The organism is Streptomyces sp. BB1-1-1, from assembly GCF_031597775.1.
Lineage (GTDB): Bacteria > Actinomycetota > Actinomycetes > Streptomycetales > Streptomycetaceae > Streptomyces > Streptomyces thinghirensis.
Genome location: NZ_CP134203.1, coordinates 2625249 through 2642122, shown reverse-complemented (window position 1 = coordinate 2642122; position 16874 = coordinate 2625249). Strand labels below are relative to the sequence as shown.

Genomic DNA, 16874 nt, shown 5'->3' with positions numbered 1-16874 from the left:
CGCGGGACGACAGGGCCCCGCCGCCCGGTGTCAGTGTGCAGTGTCTACTTCTGGCGCTTGTAGAACGGCAGCGCCACGACCTCGTACGGTTCGTGGCTGCCCCGGATGTCCACGCCGACACCCGCGGTGCCCGGCGCCGCGTGCGCTGGGTCGACGTACGCCATGGCGATCGGCTTGCCCAGCGTCGGGGACGGCGCGCCGGAGGTGACCTCGCCGACGACCTCGCCGCCGGCGACGACCCGGTACCCGGCGCGCGGGACCCGGCGGCCCTCGGCGACCAGGCCGACCAGGACGCGGGGCGGGTTCTGCTCAGCCCGGGAAGCGGCCTCGGTCAGCGCGGCGCGCCCGACGAAGTCGCCCTCCTTCTCGAACTTCACCACCCGGCCGAGCCCGGCGTCGAAGGGCGTCAGCGCGGTCGTCAGCTCGTGCCCGTACAGCGGCATGCCCGCCTCCAGGCGGAGCGTGTCCCGGCAGGAGAGGCCGCACGGGGCCAGCCCGGCGCCCTCGCCCGCCTTGGTCAGCGCCTGCCACAGCTCCACGGCGTGCTCCGGCTTCACGAACAGCTCGAAGCCGTCCTCGCCGGTGTAGCCGGTGCGCGCGATGAGCGCCGGGACGCCCGCGACCGTGCCGGGCAGCCCGGCGTAGTACTTCAGGCCGTCCAGGTCGGCGTCGGTGAGCGAGGCGAGGATGCCCGGGGACTCCGGGCCCTGTACGGCGAGCAGCGCGTAGGCGTCGCGGTCGTCGCGCACCTCGGCGTCGAAGCCGGCGGCCCGCTCGGTCAGCGCGTCCAGCACGACCTGGGCGTTGGAGGCGTTGGCGACCACCATGTACTCGGTCTCGCCCAGCCGGTAGACGATCAGGTCGTCCAGGATGCCGCCGTCCTCGCGGCAGATCATGGTGTAGCGGGCGCGGCCCGGCTTCACGCTGCCGATGTTGCCGACCAGCGCGAAGTTCAGCAGCTCGGCGGCGTGCGCACCGGTGACCGTGATCTCACCCATGTGCGAGAGGTCGAAGAGCCCGGCCCGGGTGCGCACCGCGACGTGCTCGTCGCGCTCGGAGCCGTAGCGCAGGGGCATGTCCCAGCCGGCGAAGTCGGTCATCGTCGCGCCCAGCGCGCGATGCGTGGCATCGAGCGCGGTACGGCGGAGTTCTGTACTGCTCATCGGTCGGTCGTCTCCCAGGACAGGACGTGGCGAGGTCGATCCTCCCCATCTGTCATCGAAACCTGAGAGGTTCGCCACGACCACCGGAGTACGGCGACCAGGACTTGCACCTTGGGTGGGGCAGCCCGTCGAGGGGCGGCCCGCTTTTCAGATGTGCCTCGCCCACGCGGTAACGGTGCCTGAGAGATTCAAGGGAGGGACTTGCTCCTTCGGCGCCCCGGCGCGGCCGGGGACTCTCCCGCGCGGATTCAAACGGCCGGTATGCAGTTGGCGCCGCCATCATTGCACGCCCGGCCGATCCATGGCAGACCGTGATCTGTAACCGGCCTGTGGCAGTAAGCGCACGAAAACGCGAGACCTGCGCATTACCTTCTCTTTACACTCGACGGGGATGGTGACTCGTGAACCGCCCCAGGGGAGGACGATCACGGTGAACAGGACCACGGCGTACGCCACGACCTCGGGTCTCGCGCTGCCCAAGCAGCCCGTCGCCCCGGCACCGGAGGCGTGCGCCGAACTGCCCGCACCCGTCGTCCGCGACCTGCGGGACCGGGACGGCCGCAGCCCGCACGCCCTGCTCTTCGGACCCCGGGACCTGGTGGTGATCACCGGCCTGCCCGGCAGCGGCAAGTCCACGCTGATGGCGCGCACCGTACGCGGACCGCGCATCGACTCCCAGGACACCCGCGACCGCTGGGACCGCCGAATGCCGCGCTTCCTGCCGTACGGGCTCTACCGCCCCTTCGTCCGCCTCGCCCACTACGCCGGACTGCGCAGGGCGCTGCGCTCCGGCGAGGGCGTCGTCGTGCACGACTGCGGCACCCAGGCCTGGGTGCGCGGCTGGCTGGCCCGCGAGGCCCGCCGCCGTGACGGCACCCTGCACCTGCTGCTGCTCGACGTCGACGCCGGAGAGGCCCTGGCCGGCCAGCGCGAGCGCGGCCGGGGCGTGTCGCGGTACGCGTTCCTGCGCCACCGCACGGCCAACACCCGCCTGCTGCGCGCGGTGACCGAGGGCACCCTGCCCGCCGGCTGCACCTCGGCGATCCTCCTGGACCGGGCGGCGGCGGACACGCTGCGCCGCATCGCCTTCACGGGGTGACGCACCGTAGGGCGGCGGGGCCGAACGGGTTAGCCTTTTCAGCCACAGCAGCGGTACCAGGCAGGCGGTAGGTAGGCAGATGGACTTCCCGGCACAGGCGCACCCCCACCCGCACGGCGGGTGGCCCGGCAACGAGCTGGAGGAGGTGCTGTCCGCCTCCCTCGGCGTGCCGGGCGCCGGCGGCCGGATCGTGGAGGTGCTCGGCCGCAGCTTCGTGTGGATACCCCTGCCGAACGGCGGCGGCCCGAACAGCGGCCCCCTCGATCTGCCCTCGCTGGAGATCGAGGGCCAGGCCTACGTGCCGGTGTTCAGCTCGGAGGAGCAGCTCCGCCAGGTCGCCGGCGCGCAGATGGCGTACACCATCGCCCCCGCCGCGGAGTTCGCCCGCGGCCTGCCCCCGCAGGTCGGCATCGCCGTGAACCCGGACGGCGTGGTCGGCATCCCGCTGCCGCCGCCGGCCGTTGCCGAGCTGTGCCGGGCCGGCCGCACCCCGCTGGACGGGCCCGCGTCCGGCGGCCGGGTCCGCCTCTTCGAGCCGGACTGGCAGGACGACCCGGTGGACTTCCTGGCCGCGGCCTCCGCCGAATTCGCCGCCGTCGGCGTCGTGCGCACCGCCCGCCGCTGCCTGGCCGCCGTCGAGACGGCCGACCCCGTCATGTTCGTCGGCGTCGAACTCACCCACTGGGAGGACGACGCCCGCGCCCTCCCCCTGGACGCCCTGGGCCGCGCCCTGACCAAGGCCCCCCTGAAGACCCAGGTCAACCTGGTCCTCCTGGAGGCAGCCCAGGACCCGGTCTGCGACTGGATGAGGACAAACGTCCGCCCGTTCTACGACCGGGGCTTGTGAACGCCGGTGAGGCCAACGCCGGTAAGGGGCGCGGGGAACTGCGCGACAAGCCACAACGGCGCCGCAGACGCAATACAACCGCACCCCCCGAGCTCATAGGCGCCCCCCACCCGGCGGAGCCTTAAGCTGGTTTCACAACCGGGGAACTTCTCGAAGGGGCGATACACGTGAGCGCCAGCGGCACCACGACCGGACAGGTCGAGCACATGCTGCGCCAGGTGACGCCCGGGCGCTACGACGCCTACGAGGCCCTGCTGCGCGCCCTCGCCACCCCCACCTCCGGCCAGGTCTGGATGCTGCTCTGGCACGGCCAGGCCGGCTCCCCGGACGCCCAGTACGGAAACATGGAGGTCGAGGGCTACGGCTACGCGCCCTGCGTCACCTCCGCCCAGGAGCTGTCGGCCAGCGGCTGGAACCGGTCGTACGAGGTGGTCGACGGCCTGGAGGTGGCCCGCGCCCTCTACCCGGACCACTACGGCCTCTGGCTCAACCCGCACGCCCCCGGCGGCGGCGTCGGCATCCCCTGGCTGGATCTGCGCCGCATCGCCTCCGGCCTGGACCGGCAGCCCGCCGGGCCTCTGCGCCTGTCCGAACCGGCCATCGAGGTCCCGCAGTTCTACGCCCTGCTCGCGCAGAACGCCCACCGTACCCCGGCGGTCCGCGCGCTTCGCCGCGCCTGGGTGCAGCCGGCACTGGGCGCGCCCTATCTCGCCATCGGCCTCGACGTGTACGACACCTCGCCGCCGGCCGTCGACGCGGTGCGCGGGATGATGCAGCAGTCCGTCGGCGCGGTGCCGGACGGACTGCCGGTGTCGACGGTGGCGATGACCGACACGCACGACCCGGTCGCCATGTGGCTGCGCGCCCACGCCCGCCCCTTCTACGACCGCGAGGCCCACGTGGCCGCCCCCGCCCAGGCACCCGCGGGCGGGTACGGATACCCTCCGGCCGGGGGCCGGTACTGACCGTCGCAGGGCCCGCCCCGCCACCGGTGGGCGGACATCTTCGCGCGTAGACGAGGGCGTAAGACACCACCCTGTCCTTGATGTCCCAACTCGTCCGCGTCCGACCCCCGTTACCCAGTGTCCGGATAACGGAACACCTCAAACAGCATCACGGTTGCGCATCCATTCCCCGTCAAGTCTGGCTACAGATCGCCAAAGCGTTGAAGACTCCCGCAACAAGGGGTGGCTGTTCGCCCCTGCGTACGACGGACTGATCACGCCGCTACAGCGGCAAGTGCGGGCCGGCTACCGCCGGTTGAGAGGGGTCCCTGCCAGATGACGGCACCATTGCACGAGCCGACCGCGGAAGCGGCCCCGAGTGCGGCCGAGGAAGCGGCGGTTGCCGGCGCCGACGCCAAGGCGGTACAGGGGCGTTCCCTGGGCCGGATCGCCTGGGAGCGACTGAAACGGGACAAGCTGGCCCTGACGGGCGGCATCGTGGTGCTCGTTCTCATCGTGATCGCGGTGCTCGCGCCGGCGATCACCTCCCTCTACGGGCAAGATCCCAACTCGTTCAACGAGGATGCGATCGATCCGCTGTTCGGCACCCCCACGGGGTCGCTGGGCGGCATCAGCGGCGAGCACTGGCTCGGTGTCGAACCGGTCAACGGCCGCGACGTCTTCGCCCGTATCGTCCACGGCGCCCGGATCTCACTGCTCGTGGGCTTCCTGTCCGCGCTCGTCGCCGTGGTCATCGGCACCATTCTGGGTGTCCTGGCCGGCTTCTTCGGCGGCTGGGTCGACGCCCTCATCAGCCGGGTCATGGACGGCCTGCTGGCCTTCCCGCAGCTGCTGTTCATCATCGCGCTGGTCTCCGTCATGCCCGACAACATGCTGGGACTGAGCGGCACGGGCGTCCGTCTGCTCATGATGATCCTGGTCATCGGCTTCTTCGGCTGGCCCTACATCGGTCGCGTGGTCCGCGGCCAGACACTCTCGATGCGTGAACGGGAGTACGTCGAGGCGGCCCGGTCCCTGGGAGCCGGACGGTTCTACATCCTGTTCAAGGAACTGCTGCCCAACCTGGTGGCGCCGATCATCGTCTACACCACGATGATGATCCCCACCAACATCCTGACCGAGGCGGCACTCAGCTTCCTGGGCGTGGGCGTCAAGCCGCCCACCTCGTCCTGGGGACAGATGCTTTCGAGCGCGATCGACTACTACAAGTCGGATCCCATGTACATGGTGATCCCGGGTGTGGCGATCTTCATCACCGTTCTTGCCTTCAACCTCTTCGGGGACGGCGTACGCGACGCGCTGGACCCGAAGGGCTCCCGCTGACCTGCCGTACCGGCAAGCGACCCGTGGCACCTGCACGGGGTCTCTCATCTAATCCGGAGGATCCGAGATCGTGACTACCCAACGCACCTCAGGGCGGCGCAAGCAGGCTTTGGCCGCTGCCGCAGTGGTCGCCGCGCTGCTGACCACCGCGGCGTGCGGCGGCGGCGGCGACGACAGCGGCAACGGCGGGTCGAAGAACGGCGCGCCCGGCTTCGACGCGGCCAACAACAAGGTCGCCCAGGCCGCCCAGGCCAAGAAGGGCGGGACGCTGAAGTTCGCCAGCACGCAGGACGCCGACTCGTGGGACACCACGCGTGGCTACTACGGCTTCATGTGGAACTTCTCCCGCTACTACAGCCGCCAGCTCGTCACGAACAAGACGGAGCCGGGCGCCGCCGGCGCGCAGGTCACCCCCGACCTCGCCACCGGGCTCGCCAAGGTCTCGGACGACGGCAAGACCTACACGTACACCCTGCGTGACGGCGTCACCTGGGAGGACGGCAAGCCGATCACGTCCAAGGACGTCAAGTACGGCATCGAGCGCGTCTGGGCGCAGGACGTGCTGTCCGGCGGCCCGACGTACCTCAAGGAGGTGCTCGACCCGAAGGACGAGTACCAGGGTCCGTACAAGGACAAGTCCAAGGACAAGCTGGGCCTGAAGGCGATCGAGACGCCGGACGACAAGACCATCGTCTTCAAGCTGCCGCAGGCCAACTCCGACTTCGAGGAGATGCTCGCGCTGACCTCGGCGTCCCCGGTCCGCCAGGACAAGGACACCAAGGCCAAGTACACGCTGCGCCCGTTCTCCTCGGGCCCGTACAAGTTCGAGTCCTACAACCCGGGCAAGGACCTCACCCTGGTCCGCAACACCGAGTGGAACCAGGCCTCGGACCCGGTCCGCAAGGCGTACCCGGACAAGATCACGATCAAGTTCTTCTCCAACGCCAACGACCTGGACGCCCGCCTGATCGCCGGCGACTACGACCTGGACCTGGCCCAGACCGGTCTGTCCCCGCAGGGCCGCACCACCGCCCTGAAGGAGCACAAGGGCAACCTGGACAACCCGGTCTCGGGTTACATCCGGTACGCCTCGTTCCCGCAGAACGTGAAGCCGTTCGACAACATCCACTGCCGCAAGGCCGTGCTGTACGGGGCCGACCACGTCTCCCTGCAGACCGCGCGCGGCGGCCCGGTCGCCGGTGGCGAGATCGGCACGAACATGCTGCCGCCGTCCGTCCCGGGCTCCGAGGGCCAGAAGTACGACCCGTACGGCATGGCCGGTGAGAACAAGAAGGGCAACGTCGAGAAGGCCAAGGAAGAGCTGAAGGCCTGCGGCAAGCCCAACGGGTTCAAGACCACCATCGCCGTCCGCAACAACAAGCCGGTCGAGGTGGCCACCGCCGAGTCCCTCCAGGCGTCGCTGAAGAAGGTCGGCATCGACGTCGACATCGACCAGTACGACGGCGCGCAGTACGCCAGCACCATCGGCAGCCCCTCGAACGTGGAGAAGAAGGGCTACGGCATCATCATCATGGGCTGGGGCCCGGACTTCCCGTCCGTCCAGGGCTACGGTCTGCCGCTGTGGCACAGCGACTACATCCTCGAGAGCGCGAACAACAACTTCGCGATGATCGACGACAAGAAGATCGACGGCCTCTTCGCGGACTACCTGACCCAGCTGGACGACGCGGGCAAGGCGAAGATCGCGACGGAGATCAACCACAAGGTGATGGAGGGCGCGTACTACCTGCCCTTCGTCTTCGAGAAGTTCATCAACTGGCGCTCCGGCCGACTGGCGAACGTGTACACCACCGACGGCTACAGCGGTATGTACGACTTCGTCAACCTCGGTCTGAAGTCCTCGAAGTAACCGGTACACCCGCCGTACGGCACGAAAGGCAGGTGAAGGCCGGCGCGGCGTGACCGTGGGCCGCCGGAAGACCTCCGGCGGCCCGCGATCCGCAGCGGGCCGCAACCCGTGCTCGCTTATCTCATCAGGCGGCTGTTCGCCGCCGCAGTGATGCTGGTGGTCATCATTCTGGTGGTCTTCGGCATCTTCTTCCTCGTCCCCAAGTGGGCCGGTGTCGACGTCGCCCTGAGCTTCGTGGGCAAGCAGGCGGACCCCGCCGCCGTCGAGGGTGTGCGACAGAAGCTGGGTCTGGCCGACCCGGTCTTCGTCCAGGCCTGGGAGTTCTTCAAGGGCATCTTCGCGGGCCGCACCTACGCGGCCGGCGGCGACGTCACCAACTGCTCCGCGCCGTGCTTCGGCTACTCCTTCCGCACCGAGCAGTCCGTCTGGCCGGTGCTGACCGAGCGTTTCCCGGTGACCCTGGCTCTCGCGCTCGGTGCGGCCGTCCTGTGGCTGATCTTCGGTCTCGCCGCCGGTGTGCTCTCCGCGCTCAAGCGGGGCACCCTGTGGGACCGCGGCGCGATGGTCGTCGCGCTGGCGGGCGTCTCCCTCCCCATCTACTTCACCGGTCTGCTCAGCCTGGCGGTCTTCTCCTACGGACTGGGCTGGATCAACGGTGAGTTCGTGCCCCTGGAGGACAGCCTCACCGGCTGGCTCGGCGGCATGATCCTGCCCTGGGTCACCCTGGCCTTCCTGTACGCCGCGATGTACGCCCGGATCACCCGGGCCACCATGATGGAGATCCTCGGCGAGGACTACATCCGCACCGCGCGCGCCAAGGGCCTCAAGGAGCAGGTCGTCATCCGCAAGCACGCCATGCGGTCGACCCTGACCCCGCTGCTCACCATGCTCGGCATGGACCTCGGCGCCCTCATGGGCGGCGCGATCCTGACCGAGACCACGTTCAGCCTCCCCGGCCTCGGTCAGAAGGTGCTGGACGCGATCCAGAACCAGGACCTGCCCTTTATCCTGGGCGTCGTCCTGATCACTTCTCTCGCGGTGCTGATCGCCAACCTCGTGGTGGACATCCTGTACGCCGTGATCGACCCCCGAGTGAGGCTCGCATGACCGACCTCAGCAAGAGCGGAGCCGCCGTGGGCGAGCCCACCGGTACTTCGCCCACACCGAAGGCCTTCCTGGAAGTACGCGACCTGAAGGTGCACTTCCCGACCGACGACGGCCTGGTCAAGTCCGTCGACGGGCTCAGCTTCCAGCTGGAGAAGGGCAAGACCCTCGGCATCGTCGGCGAGTCAGGCTCCGGCAAGTCGGTGACCTCGCTCGGCATCATGGGCCTGCACACCGCCGGCCAGTACGGCAGGCGCAAGGCGCAGATCTCGGGCGAGATCTGGCTGGACGGCACCGAGCTGCTGTCCGCCGACCCCGACGAGGTGCGCAAGCTGCGCGGCCGGCAGATGTCGATGATCTTCCAGGACCCGCTGTCCGCGCTGCACCCGTACTACACGATCGGCCAGCAGATCGTGGAGGCGTACCGCGTCCACCACGACGTGGACAAGAAGACCGCCAAGCGCCGCGCCGTGGAGATGCTCGACCGCGTCGGCATCCCGCAGCCGGACAAGCGGGTGGACAGCTACCCGCACGAGTTCTCCGGCGGTATGCGCCAGCGCGCGATGATCGCGATGTCGCTGGTCAACAACCCCGAGCTGCTCATCGCGGACGAGCCGACGACCGCCCTGGACGTGACCGTCCAGGCGCAGATCCTCGACCTCATCCGCGATCTGCAGACGGAGTTCGGCTCCGCGGTCATCATCATCACCCACGACCTGGGCGTCGTCGCCGAACTGGCCGACGACCTCCTGGTGATGTACGGCGGCCGGTGCGTCGAGCGGGGCCCGGCGGAGAAGGTGTTCTACGAGCCCCGGCACCCCTACACCTGGGGCCTGCTCGGCTCGATGCCGCGGCTCGACCGCGACCAGCAGGAACGCCTCATCCCGGTCAAGGGCTCCCCGCCCTCTCTGATCAACCTGCCGTCCGGCTGCGCCTTCAACCCGCGCTGCCCGTACGCCGACGTGCCCAAGGACGACGTCACCCGCACGGTCCGCCCCGAGCTGGCCGAGGTCGGCAGCAAGCACTGGGCCGCCTGCCACATGTCGCAGGAGCAGCGGGAGCGTATCTGGACCGAAGAGATTGCGCCGAAGCTGTGAGCGAGAACGCCAAGGACGAAGCAGTGGCCATCCCTGCGCAGAGCGACGGCACACGGAGCGAGGCCGCCGGCACCGCCACCCTCACCAAGGACGCCGCCCCCGGCGAGACCCTGCTGAAGGTGACCGGGCTGCAGAAGCACTTCCCGATCAAGAAGGGCCTGCTGCAGCGCCAGGTCGGCGCGGTGCGTGCCGTCGACGGCATCGACTTCGAGGTGAAGTCCGGCGAGACCCTCGGTGTCGTGGGCGAGTCGGGCTGCGGCAAGTCGACCATGGGCCGGCTGATCACCCGCCTCCTCGAACCGACCGCGGGCAAGGTCGAGTTCGAGGGCAAGGACATCACCCACCTCGGGGTCGGCGGAATGCGTCCGCTGCGCCGCGACGTGCAGATGATCTTCCAGGACCCGTACTCGTCGCTGAACCCGCGCCACACCATCGGCACGATCATCAGCGCCCCCTTCAAGCTCCAGGGCGTCGAGCCCGAGGGCGGCGTGAAGAAGGAGGTGCAGCGGCTGCTGTCGGTGGTCGGTCTCAACCCCGAGCACTACAACCGCTACCCGCACGAGTTCTCCGGCGGTCAGCGCCAGCGCATCGGCATCGCCCGCGCGCTCGCGCTGAACCCGAAGCTGGTCGTGGCCGACGAACCGGTCTCCGCGCTCGACGTGTCGATCCAGGCCCAGGTCGTCAACCTGCTCGACGACCTCCAGACCGAGCTGGGCCTGACGTACGTGATCATCGCGCACGACCTGTCCGTCGTCCGGCACGTCTCGGACCGGATCGCGGTGATGTACCTCGGCAAGATCATGGAGCTGGCCGACCGTGACCTGCTCTACAAGACGCCGATGCACCCGTACACCAAGGCGCTGATGTCGGCGGTCCCGATCCCGGACCCGGCCCGCAAGTCGACCAAGAGCGAGCGCATCCTGCTCAAGGGCGACGTGCCCTCGCCGATCTCCCCGCCGAGCGGGTGCCGCTTCCACACCCGGTGCTGGAAGGCGACGGAGATCTGCAAGACGACCGAGCCGCCGCTGAAGGAGCTGCGCCCCGGTCAGCAGGTGGCCTGCCACCACCCGGAGAACTTCGAGGACCAGGCCCCGCAGGACGTCGTCCTGCTCTCCGACGCCAAGGAGGCGGCGGAGCTGGTGTCCGAGAAGGCGCTGGCGGAGTCGGCGCAGACCTCGGCGGCGGTGGCCGCGGAGGTCGAGGCCGACACCGATCGTGCCGAAGACGCCCCGACCGGCGACGAGACCGGCGCCAAGGGCGCCGAGAGCACCGAGAGCACCGAGAGCACCGAGAGCACCGAGAGTGCCGAGAGCACCGACGAGGAGCCTCCCGCCAAGGAGAAGTGACCTCGCCCCGCCGGTGAGCCCCCGCCTTCGTTCGTGAGGCGGGGGCTCACCGGCAGGTGAGAATGTCGGGGTGTACGAGCAACTCTTCACCCCCACCGTCCAGCACACGCTCGACCTGGTCGGCATCTTCGTCTTCGCCATCTCCGGCGCGCTGCTGGCCGTACGCAAGAACTTCGACGTGTTCGGCATCGCCGTCCTCGCCGAGGTCACCGCGCTGGGCGGCGGGCTGTTCCGGGACCTGGTCATCGGCGCCGTACCGCCCGCGGCCTTCACGGACCTGGGGTACTTCATCACCCCGCTCTTCGCCACCCTGCTGGTCTTCTTCCTCCACCCCCATGTGGAGCGCCTCCAGACCGGCGTGAACATCTTCGACGCGGCCGGGCTCGGCCTGTTCTGCGTCGCCGGCACGACCAAGGCGTACGACTACGGGCTCGGCCTGACCGCCTCCGCCTGCCTGGGCCTGACCACCGCGGTGGGCGGCGGCGTACTGCGGGACGTGCTGGCCAACGAGGTGCCCTCGCTGCTGCGCTGGGACCGCGACCTGTACGCCGTCCCCGCGATCGTCGGCGCCACCATGGTCGCCCTGTGCATCCGCTACGACGCCCTGAGCTCGTTCACCACGGGGCTCGCGGTGGTCACGGCCTTCGTCCTGCGCCTGCTCGCCCTGCGGTTCCACTGGCGAGCGCCGCGCGCCTGGAACCGGCGATCGACGGTGACGGAGGGGGAGTGAGGTCCCGGCTCCGACCCGTTCAGCGCCGGTCCGGGACGTCCTTGACGAACACCACCCCGTCGATCGCGGGCAGGTGGGCCGGGTCGAGCGAGGCGTAGCCGAACCACGGGGACACGCGGGGCGCGGGCCGGGCGCCGCCGAGGGCGGTGGCCAGCCGGGACGCGTCGACGACGCAGCGGTCCTCCCGGAGCGCGTACAGGAGCCCTTCGACCGTGTCCGGTGGCGGGGTGCCCACCCCCTGGTGCCGGATCGTGCCGAGGGCCGTGGCCACGAAGGCGTACTCCTCACCGAGCCGGGCGCTCACCAGAGCGCCGGCGCCCCACCACTCCACCGGTCCCTGCCACATCCGCATCGTGCTCTTCTCCCGCTGGAGATGGGCGTTCTGGGCGTGGGCGAGTGCCGGACCCCGAGCGGCGAGTGCGAGGAGGTTGCGGGCCATCATCCGGTCCCGCACGCCCAGCAGCCGGTTCATGCGGGCCGGCGAGGTGTCGGCCATCCAGTGGTGATAGCTCAGCAGGCCGGTCGCGGTGCGTCCGTACAGGCACGCCCGCTCCCAGTCGTCCCGGGAGGTCGCCGCGAGCAGGTGCGGCGCGTGCTCGTCGAGCAGCGACACCAGGTCCTCGGCGAGCGTCCGCAGCTCCCGGGCCTCGACCGACTGTCCCACGGACTGGGCCGGGTCCGTCATCGCGGCGGGCTCGGTCCACCGTTCGTCGGAGCCGAGCAGGCGGTCGAGCGTTTCCGCGGTGCAGGGGAGCAGACCGGTGTCGACCCGGGCCGAGAGGTAGTCGTGGAGCGCGGTGAGTGCCTGCCGGGGGCTCGCGGCGTGGGTGATCTCCAGCGGGCCGTCGAAACCGGCGAAGCGGAGCCGCTCGGACGCGGGCCGGCCGTCGTTGTGGGCGCGCATCCAGCGCACGAGTTCGCGGTTGGCCGCGGACGCGCCGAGCCCGAGGTCCGGGTGGCTGAATCCGTGCTCCATGACCTCGTCGAGGGTGCCCCTGCCCGAGGTGACGTAGTCGTCCACGACCAGGCCCATCAGGCAGTCGCTCTCGACCGCGATCGTGCGGTAGCCCTCCTGCTCGACGAGCTGCCGGAAGAGGTCGTTGCGCACTTCGAGCAGGGCGTCCTCGCCATGGGCGGGCTCGCCCAGGGCGAGCAGCCGGGGCCGGGCGGGGAACAGCCTCATGACGGCGGCGGCCTCGACGGGGTGGGCGGTGTCCTTGATGCCAGCATTAGCCATGCCTTCAACCGTATCGTTGAACTTTCGCTTGAAGCTTTGCGGCGATATTGTCCGGATCATGGCTCCAAAGCTTCAAAGCGGTGGCAGGCTCAGGCCGATCGACCTGGCCCGCGGGCACGGTCTGTCCACGCAGGCCGTCAGGAACTACGAGGAGGCCGGCATCCTCCCGGACGCCGGTCGCACGGCTCACGGATACCGCACCTACACCCCGCTGCACGCGCGGGCGCTGGGCGCGTTCCTCGCCCTGGTGTCCGGCCACGGCCACCGGGCTGCGGCGTCCATCATGCGGGCCGTGAACCGGGGGGCCCTGGACGAGGCGTACCGGCTCATCGACGAGAGCCACGCCCAACTGCTCGACAACCGGCGCACACTCCGGGCCGTGGAGGGCGCGTTGCGCGACCTGGCGCCCACCGCGGTGCCCGCCCCGGGGGCGGCAGCGTCCGGTTCCGGCGGCACGTTCGTCGGGCCGCTGGCTGCGGAACTCGGCATCCGGCCCGCGACGCTGCGCAAGTGGGAGCGCGCCGGGCTGGTCCGCCCACGCCGCGACCCGCTGACCGGGTACCGCGTCTACGACGAGGCCGACGTACGGGACGCCCGGCTGGCCCACCAACTCAGGCGGGGCGGCTACCTGCTGGAGCAGATCGCCCCCGTGATCGCGCAGGTGCGGTCCGCGGGCGGGCTGGAGCCGCTGGAGGCCACCCTGCGCGACTGGCACGACCGGGTGTCCGCCCGTGGTCGGGCGATGCTGGCGGGGGCCGCCGAGCTGGAGGCGTACCTCCGGGAGCGCGGGTGAAGCCCTGACCGGAAGGTCACAAGCTACCGCTTAGTAGCCTGTCTGTTGTACCGTGCAGCCATGCCAGAAGCAGCCTCCGCAGCGGCCACGCGGGCCACCATCGGTGACAGCGAGTTCGACCGGGACACCACCGTCACCCGGCGTGCCCCGGGTGTCTACGACATCGACCTCTCCGCCGGCTGGACGATCATCAACGCCGTCAACGGCGGCTACCTGCTGGCGGTGCTGGGCCGCGCCCTCGGGGACGCCCTCCCGCACCCCGACCCCTTCACCGTCTCGGCGCACTACCTCACCGCCTCCCGGCCGGGCCCGGCGGTCGTGCGCACGGAGGCCGTCCGCACGGGGCGCACCCTCTCCACCGGCCAGGCCTCCCTCTTCCAGTACGACGACGAGGGCAACGAGGTCGAGCGCATCCGCGTCCTCGCCTCCTACGGCGACCTCGACACGCTGCCCGACGACGTCCGGACCTCGGCGACGCCGCCCGCGATCCCGCCGATGGACCAGTGCTTCGGCCCGCAGGACGGCCCCGCCCCCGTGGAGGGCAGCTCGGCCATCGCCGACCGGCTGATGCTCAAGCTGGACCCCGCGACGCTGGGCTGGGCGCTCGGGCAGCCCTCCGGCCGGGGTGAGATGCGGGCCTGGTTCGGGCTCGCCGACGGCCGCGACGCCGACCCCCTGTCGATGCTCCTCGCGGTGGACGCGCTGCCCCCGACCGCCTTCGAGCTGGGACTCAAGGGCTGGGTGCCGACGGTCGAGCTGACCGTGCACGTGCGGTGCCGCCCGGCGCCGGGCCCCCTGCGCGTCTCCATCGCCACCCGCAACCTCGCCGGCGGCTTCCTGGAGGAGGACGCCGAGGTCTGGGACAGCGCCGACCGACTGGTGGCCCAGTCCCGCCAGCTCGCCCGGGCCCGGCTCGGCTGACCCACGGCCCCCGGTGCAGGCTGGTGCCGTGAAGTCCGACCGCCTGCTGTCGATCCTGCTGCTCCTGCAGACCCGCGGCCGCGTGCCCGCACGCGAACTCGCCGAGCGTCTCGAGGCGTCCGTCCGCACCGTCTACCGGGACGTCGAGGCGCTGTCGGCCTCCGGCGTCCCCGTGTACGCCGAACGCGGGCGGCACGGCGGCATCGAGCTGCTCGCCGGCTTCCGTACCGACGTCACCGGCCTGACCGCCGACGAGTCACGCGCCCTCTTCGTCCTGGCCGCGCGGGGCGCGCACGCCGCCCTCGGCCTGGACGCCGCCCTCGGCTCGGCGCTGCGCAAGGTGATGGCCGCACTCCCGGAACCGCACCGGCCGGCCGCCGAGACCGCCTCCCGCCGCATCCTCGTCGACGCCACCCGCTGGAAGGGCGCGCCGGGGTCGGCCGTCGACCTGGACGCGCTGCGGGACGCGGTCTGCGCCGACCGCCGCCTGCGCCTGCGCTACCGGCACAGCGGCGAGCGGGAGACCCGGACGTACACCGTCGACCCGTACGGCCTCGTGGCCAAGGCCGGTGTCTGGTACCTCGTCGCCGACCGGCGCGGCAGGCCCCGCCTCTTCCGCGCCGACCGGACGCGCGCGGCGACCGTCCTGGACGACCCCGTACGGCGCCGGCCGGGCGTCGAACTCGCCGACGCCTGGGAGGTACTGCGCCGCGAGGTCGAGGAGCGCCCCGACGGGCTGGAGGTCGCCGTCCGGGTCCGCCCCGACCGCCTCGACATGTTCCTGCGCCTCAACGCCGCGTACCTGACCGCCCCGCCCGCGGACGTCCGCGCGGACGAGGCGGACGAGGCGGACGTGTGGCCGACCGTGCGGCTGACGTACGGCGCCCTGGTCGAGGTCCGGCGACTGCTCGCGTTCTCCGACCGGGTGCAGGTGGTCGCTCCTCCCGAGGCCCGCGAGGAGCTGGCCCGGGCCGCGGCGGCCGTCGCGGAACTGTACCGACCGTCCGCCGACGACTGACGCCCTGTCAGTCCAGCCAGTGCCTGCGGCCGATGCTGATCAGCCGCATCTGCCGGGTCGCGGTGTCGGCGGCTCGCCTGCGCGCCTCCTCCTGAGCCTCCTGGGCCTCCTGATCGCCCTGGGCCTCCAGCGCCTCCAGGAAGAGGGAGCCCGTGACGAGCATCTGGTCGACGTACAGGCCCGCGAGCATCAGCAGGTCGGCGTCGCTCCAACCGGCCGACACCGGGTCCTTGGCCAGCTCGGCCTTCACCTCCCGGGCGAACCGGGCCAGTTGCTCCCGTATGGCGTCCCGCACCGGCTGGACCCCGCCGTGCCGTTCACGGGCGATGAACCGGACGTGAGCGGGATGGGCGGCCACATGGCCGGCGATCAACTCGACCGCGCGGGCGATGCGTTCGTCGCTGTCCTCGACCGGCGACACCGTGGTCCGGATCATCGGATGCAGGCTGCCCAGCGCTTCCTCGACCAGCGCCACGCCGAGGTCGGCGACGGAGGGGAAGTGCCGGTAGAAGGCGGTGGGGGCGACGCCCACGGCGCGGGTGACCTCGCGCAGGCCCAGGCTGCTCAGGCTCTGCTCCTCCAGTAGTCCGAGGGCCGCGTCCAGGAGCGCCTGCCGGGTCTTCTGCTTCTGGGCCTGCCGAACCCCGGGAGTGTGACTCATACCATGCAGTTAACAACTGTTCTCTGGAATTGAAAAGCCGTGCGGCGCGCTAGACTGGAAAGTCAGTGAACAAGTGTAACTACAGTCGTTCACCCAAGGTTGGGGGATCCGCACCATGCTGTTTCTCGTCGCCGCACTCCTGCTCCTCGGTGTGATGCTGGGCACCGTCGCCCACGCACCGCTCACCTTCTCCGTCGCCGTCGGCCTGGTCATCGCCGTCTGGCTCGGCATCTTCGCGCTCCGCGAGCGACACGGCCGCCGACGGAGCACCTCCGCCCACTGACGCACGGCACTGATGCATGTCACTGACGCACGGCAGGGAGAACACCATGCAGCTCACCGCACCGGCCACCACCCGCCGGACCGGCATCCGGGACACCGACGGCATGGCCGTCGCCTCCTTCGTCCTCGGCCTGCTCGGTCTGCTCGTCCTCAACGTCTTCCTCGGCCCGATGGCCATCGCCCTGGCAAGCGTCGCCCTGTGGCGCGGCACCGCCCGCCGCGGCCGGGCCCTCCTCGGCCTCGGACTGGGCGTCGCCGACCTGTTGGTCCTGGTGGCGTTCATGGCCGCGGACGACACGATGTCGTGGAGCCTTTGAGTCGCGCCGCGGACCCTGTGACCCACCGCAGCGTGGACGGCTGGCGAAGAGGCCAACCTTGATCTGAGGCCGGGCGGCACCGCCCCGTAGAATCGGCCGCA

The 16874-nt window shown here is 70.7% G+C and carries 17 protein-coding genes and 1 riboswitch; of the genes, 14 read left to right on the top strand and 3 right to left on the bottom strand.

Features of this window, described 5'->3' with window-relative positions; genetic code table 11:
• Positions 1-44 precede the first annotated feature (44 nt).
• On the bottom strand, positions 45-1163 hold the full coding sequence (gcvT, locus tag RI578_RS12095; protein ID WP_310871087.1) for a glycine cleavage system aminomethyltransferase GcvT: 1119 nt from the start codon (positions 1161-1163) through the stop codon (positions 45-47).
• A gap of 157 nt (positions 1164-1320) precedes the next feature.
• A riboswitch (glycine riboswitch) is annotated at positions 1321-1414 on the bottom strand.
• A 179-nt stretch (positions 1415-1593) separates the two neighbouring features.
• Between gcvT and RI578_RS12090 the strand changes: the two genes are divergently transcribed.
• The 9 genes from RI578_RS12090 to RI578_RS12050 all read left to right on the top strand — a co-directional run bounded on the left by RI578_RS12090 (position 1594) and on the right by RI578_RS12050 (position 11544).
• Positions 1594-2262 (top strand): AAA family ATPase, encoded by a 669-nt coding sequence (locus RI578_RS12090; RefSeq protein WP_310871086.1) that lies wholly within the window; start codon positions 1594-1596, stop codon positions 2260-2262.
• Positions 2263-2341: 79 nt separating this feature from the next.
• A complete protein-coding gene (locus tag RI578_RS12085) occupies positions 2342-3109 on the top strand; it encodes an enhanced serine sensitivity protein SseB (protein ID WP_310871085.1) in 768 nt (255 codons plus the stop codon).
• 167 nt (positions 3110-3276) lie between these two features.
• Positions 3277-4074: an enhanced serine sensitivity protein SseB C-terminal domain-containing protein gene (locus RI578_RS12080; protein ID WP_310871084.1), complete on the top strand. Its 798-nt coding sequence runs from the start codon at positions 3277-3279 to the stop codon at positions 4072-4074.
• A 315-nt stretch (positions 4075-4389) separates the two neighbouring features.
• Positions 4390-5397 carry an ABC transporter permease gene (locus RI578_RS12075; RefSeq protein ID WP_310871083.1) on the top strand — a complete coding sequence of 336 codons (1008 nt, stop codon included), beginning with the start codon at positions 4390-4392 and terminating at the stop codon, positions 5395-5397.
• 70 nt (positions 5398-5467) lie between these two features.
• Positions 5468-7267, top strand: a complete 1800-nt coding sequence (locus RI578_RS12070) for an ABC transporter substrate-binding protein (RefSeq protein ID WP_310871082.1) — start codon at positions 5468-5470, stop codon at positions 7265-7267.
• A 108-nt stretch (positions 7268-7375) separates the two neighbouring features.
• Entirely contained in the window at positions 7376-8374 is a 999-nt protein-coding gene (locus RI578_RS12065) for an ABC transporter permease (protein ID WP_310871081.1), read from the top strand.
• Positions 8371-9468, top strand: coding sequence for an ABC transporter ATP-binding protein (locus tag RI578_RS12060; RefSeq protein ID WP_121749299.1), 1098 nt, complete (start codon positions 8371-8373; stop codon positions 9466-9468). The genes RI578_RS12065 and RI578_RS12060 overlap by 4 nt, the downstream gene beginning before the upstream one ends.
• A 23-nt stretch (positions 9469-9491) precedes the next feature.
• Positions 9492-10814 carry a dipeptide ABC transporter ATP-binding protein gene (locus RI578_RS12055; RefSeq protein WP_310875745.1) on the top strand — a complete coding sequence of 441 codons (1323 nt, stop codon included), beginning with the start codon at positions 9492-9494 and terminating at the stop codon, positions 10812-10814.
• 70 nt (positions 10815-10884) lie between these two features.
• Complete coding sequence (locus tag RI578_RS12050; protein WP_121749301.1) at positions 10885-11544, top strand: trimeric intracellular cation channel family protein; 660 nt, start codon at positions 10885-10887, stop codon at positions 11542-11544.
• A 19-nt stretch (positions 11545-11563) separates the two neighbouring features.
• Here the strand turns inward: RI578_RS12050 and RI578_RS12045 are convergent, their stop codons facing one another.
• Complete coding sequence (locus RI578_RS12045; RefSeq protein ID WP_310871080.1) at positions 11564-12781, bottom strand: erythromycin esterase family protein; 1218 nt, start codon at positions 12779-12781, stop codon at positions 11564-11566.
• A gap of 58 nt (positions 12782-12839) precedes the next feature.
• Between RI578_RS12045 and RI578_RS12040 the strand changes: the two genes are divergently transcribed.
• Genes RI578_RS12040 through RI578_RS12030 form a run of 3 tightly spaced genes read left to right on the top strand, consistent with a single transcriptional unit; the run spans position 12840 to position 15513 of the window.
• A complete protein-coding gene (locus RI578_RS12040; RefSeq protein ID WP_310871079.1) occupies positions 12840-13574 on the top strand; it encodes a TioE family transcriptional regulator in 735 nt (244 codons plus the stop codon).
• A gap of 60 nt (positions 13575-13634) precedes the next feature.
• Positions 13635-14495 carry a thioesterase family protein gene (locus RI578_RS12035; protein WP_310871078.1) on the top strand — a complete coding sequence of 287 codons (861 nt, stop codon included), beginning with the start codon at positions 13635-13637 and terminating at the stop codon, positions 14493-14495.
• Between the two features lie 28 nt (positions 14496-14523).
• Positions 14524-15513: a YafY family protein gene (locus RI578_RS12030; protein ID WP_310871077.1), complete on the top strand. Its 990-nt coding sequence runs from the start codon at positions 14524-14526 to the stop codon at positions 15511-15513.
• A gap of 7 nt (positions 15514-15520) precedes the next feature.
• Here the strand turns inward: RI578_RS12030 and RI578_RS12025 are convergent, their stop codons facing one another.
• A complete protein-coding gene (locus RI578_RS12025; protein WP_310871076.1) occupies positions 15521-16174 on the bottom strand; it encodes a TetR family transcriptional regulator in 654 nt (217 codons plus the stop codon).
• A 115-nt stretch (positions 16175-16289) separates the two neighbouring features.
• Between RI578_RS12025 and RI578_RS12020 the strand changes: the two genes are divergently transcribed.
• Positions 16290-16457, top strand: a complete 168-nt coding sequence (locus tag RI578_RS12020) for a hypothetical protein (protein ID WP_121749306.1) — start codon at positions 16290-16292, stop codon at positions 16455-16457.
• A gap of 46 nt (positions 16458-16503) precedes the next feature.
• The gene (locus tag RI578_RS12015; RefSeq protein ID WP_310871075.1) at positions 16504-16773 is read left to right on the top strand and encodes a DUF4190 domain-containing protein; all 270 of its coding nucleotides are present in this window, start codon (positions 16504-16506) and stop codon (positions 16771-16773) included.
• Positions 16774-16874 lie beyond the last annotated feature (101 nt).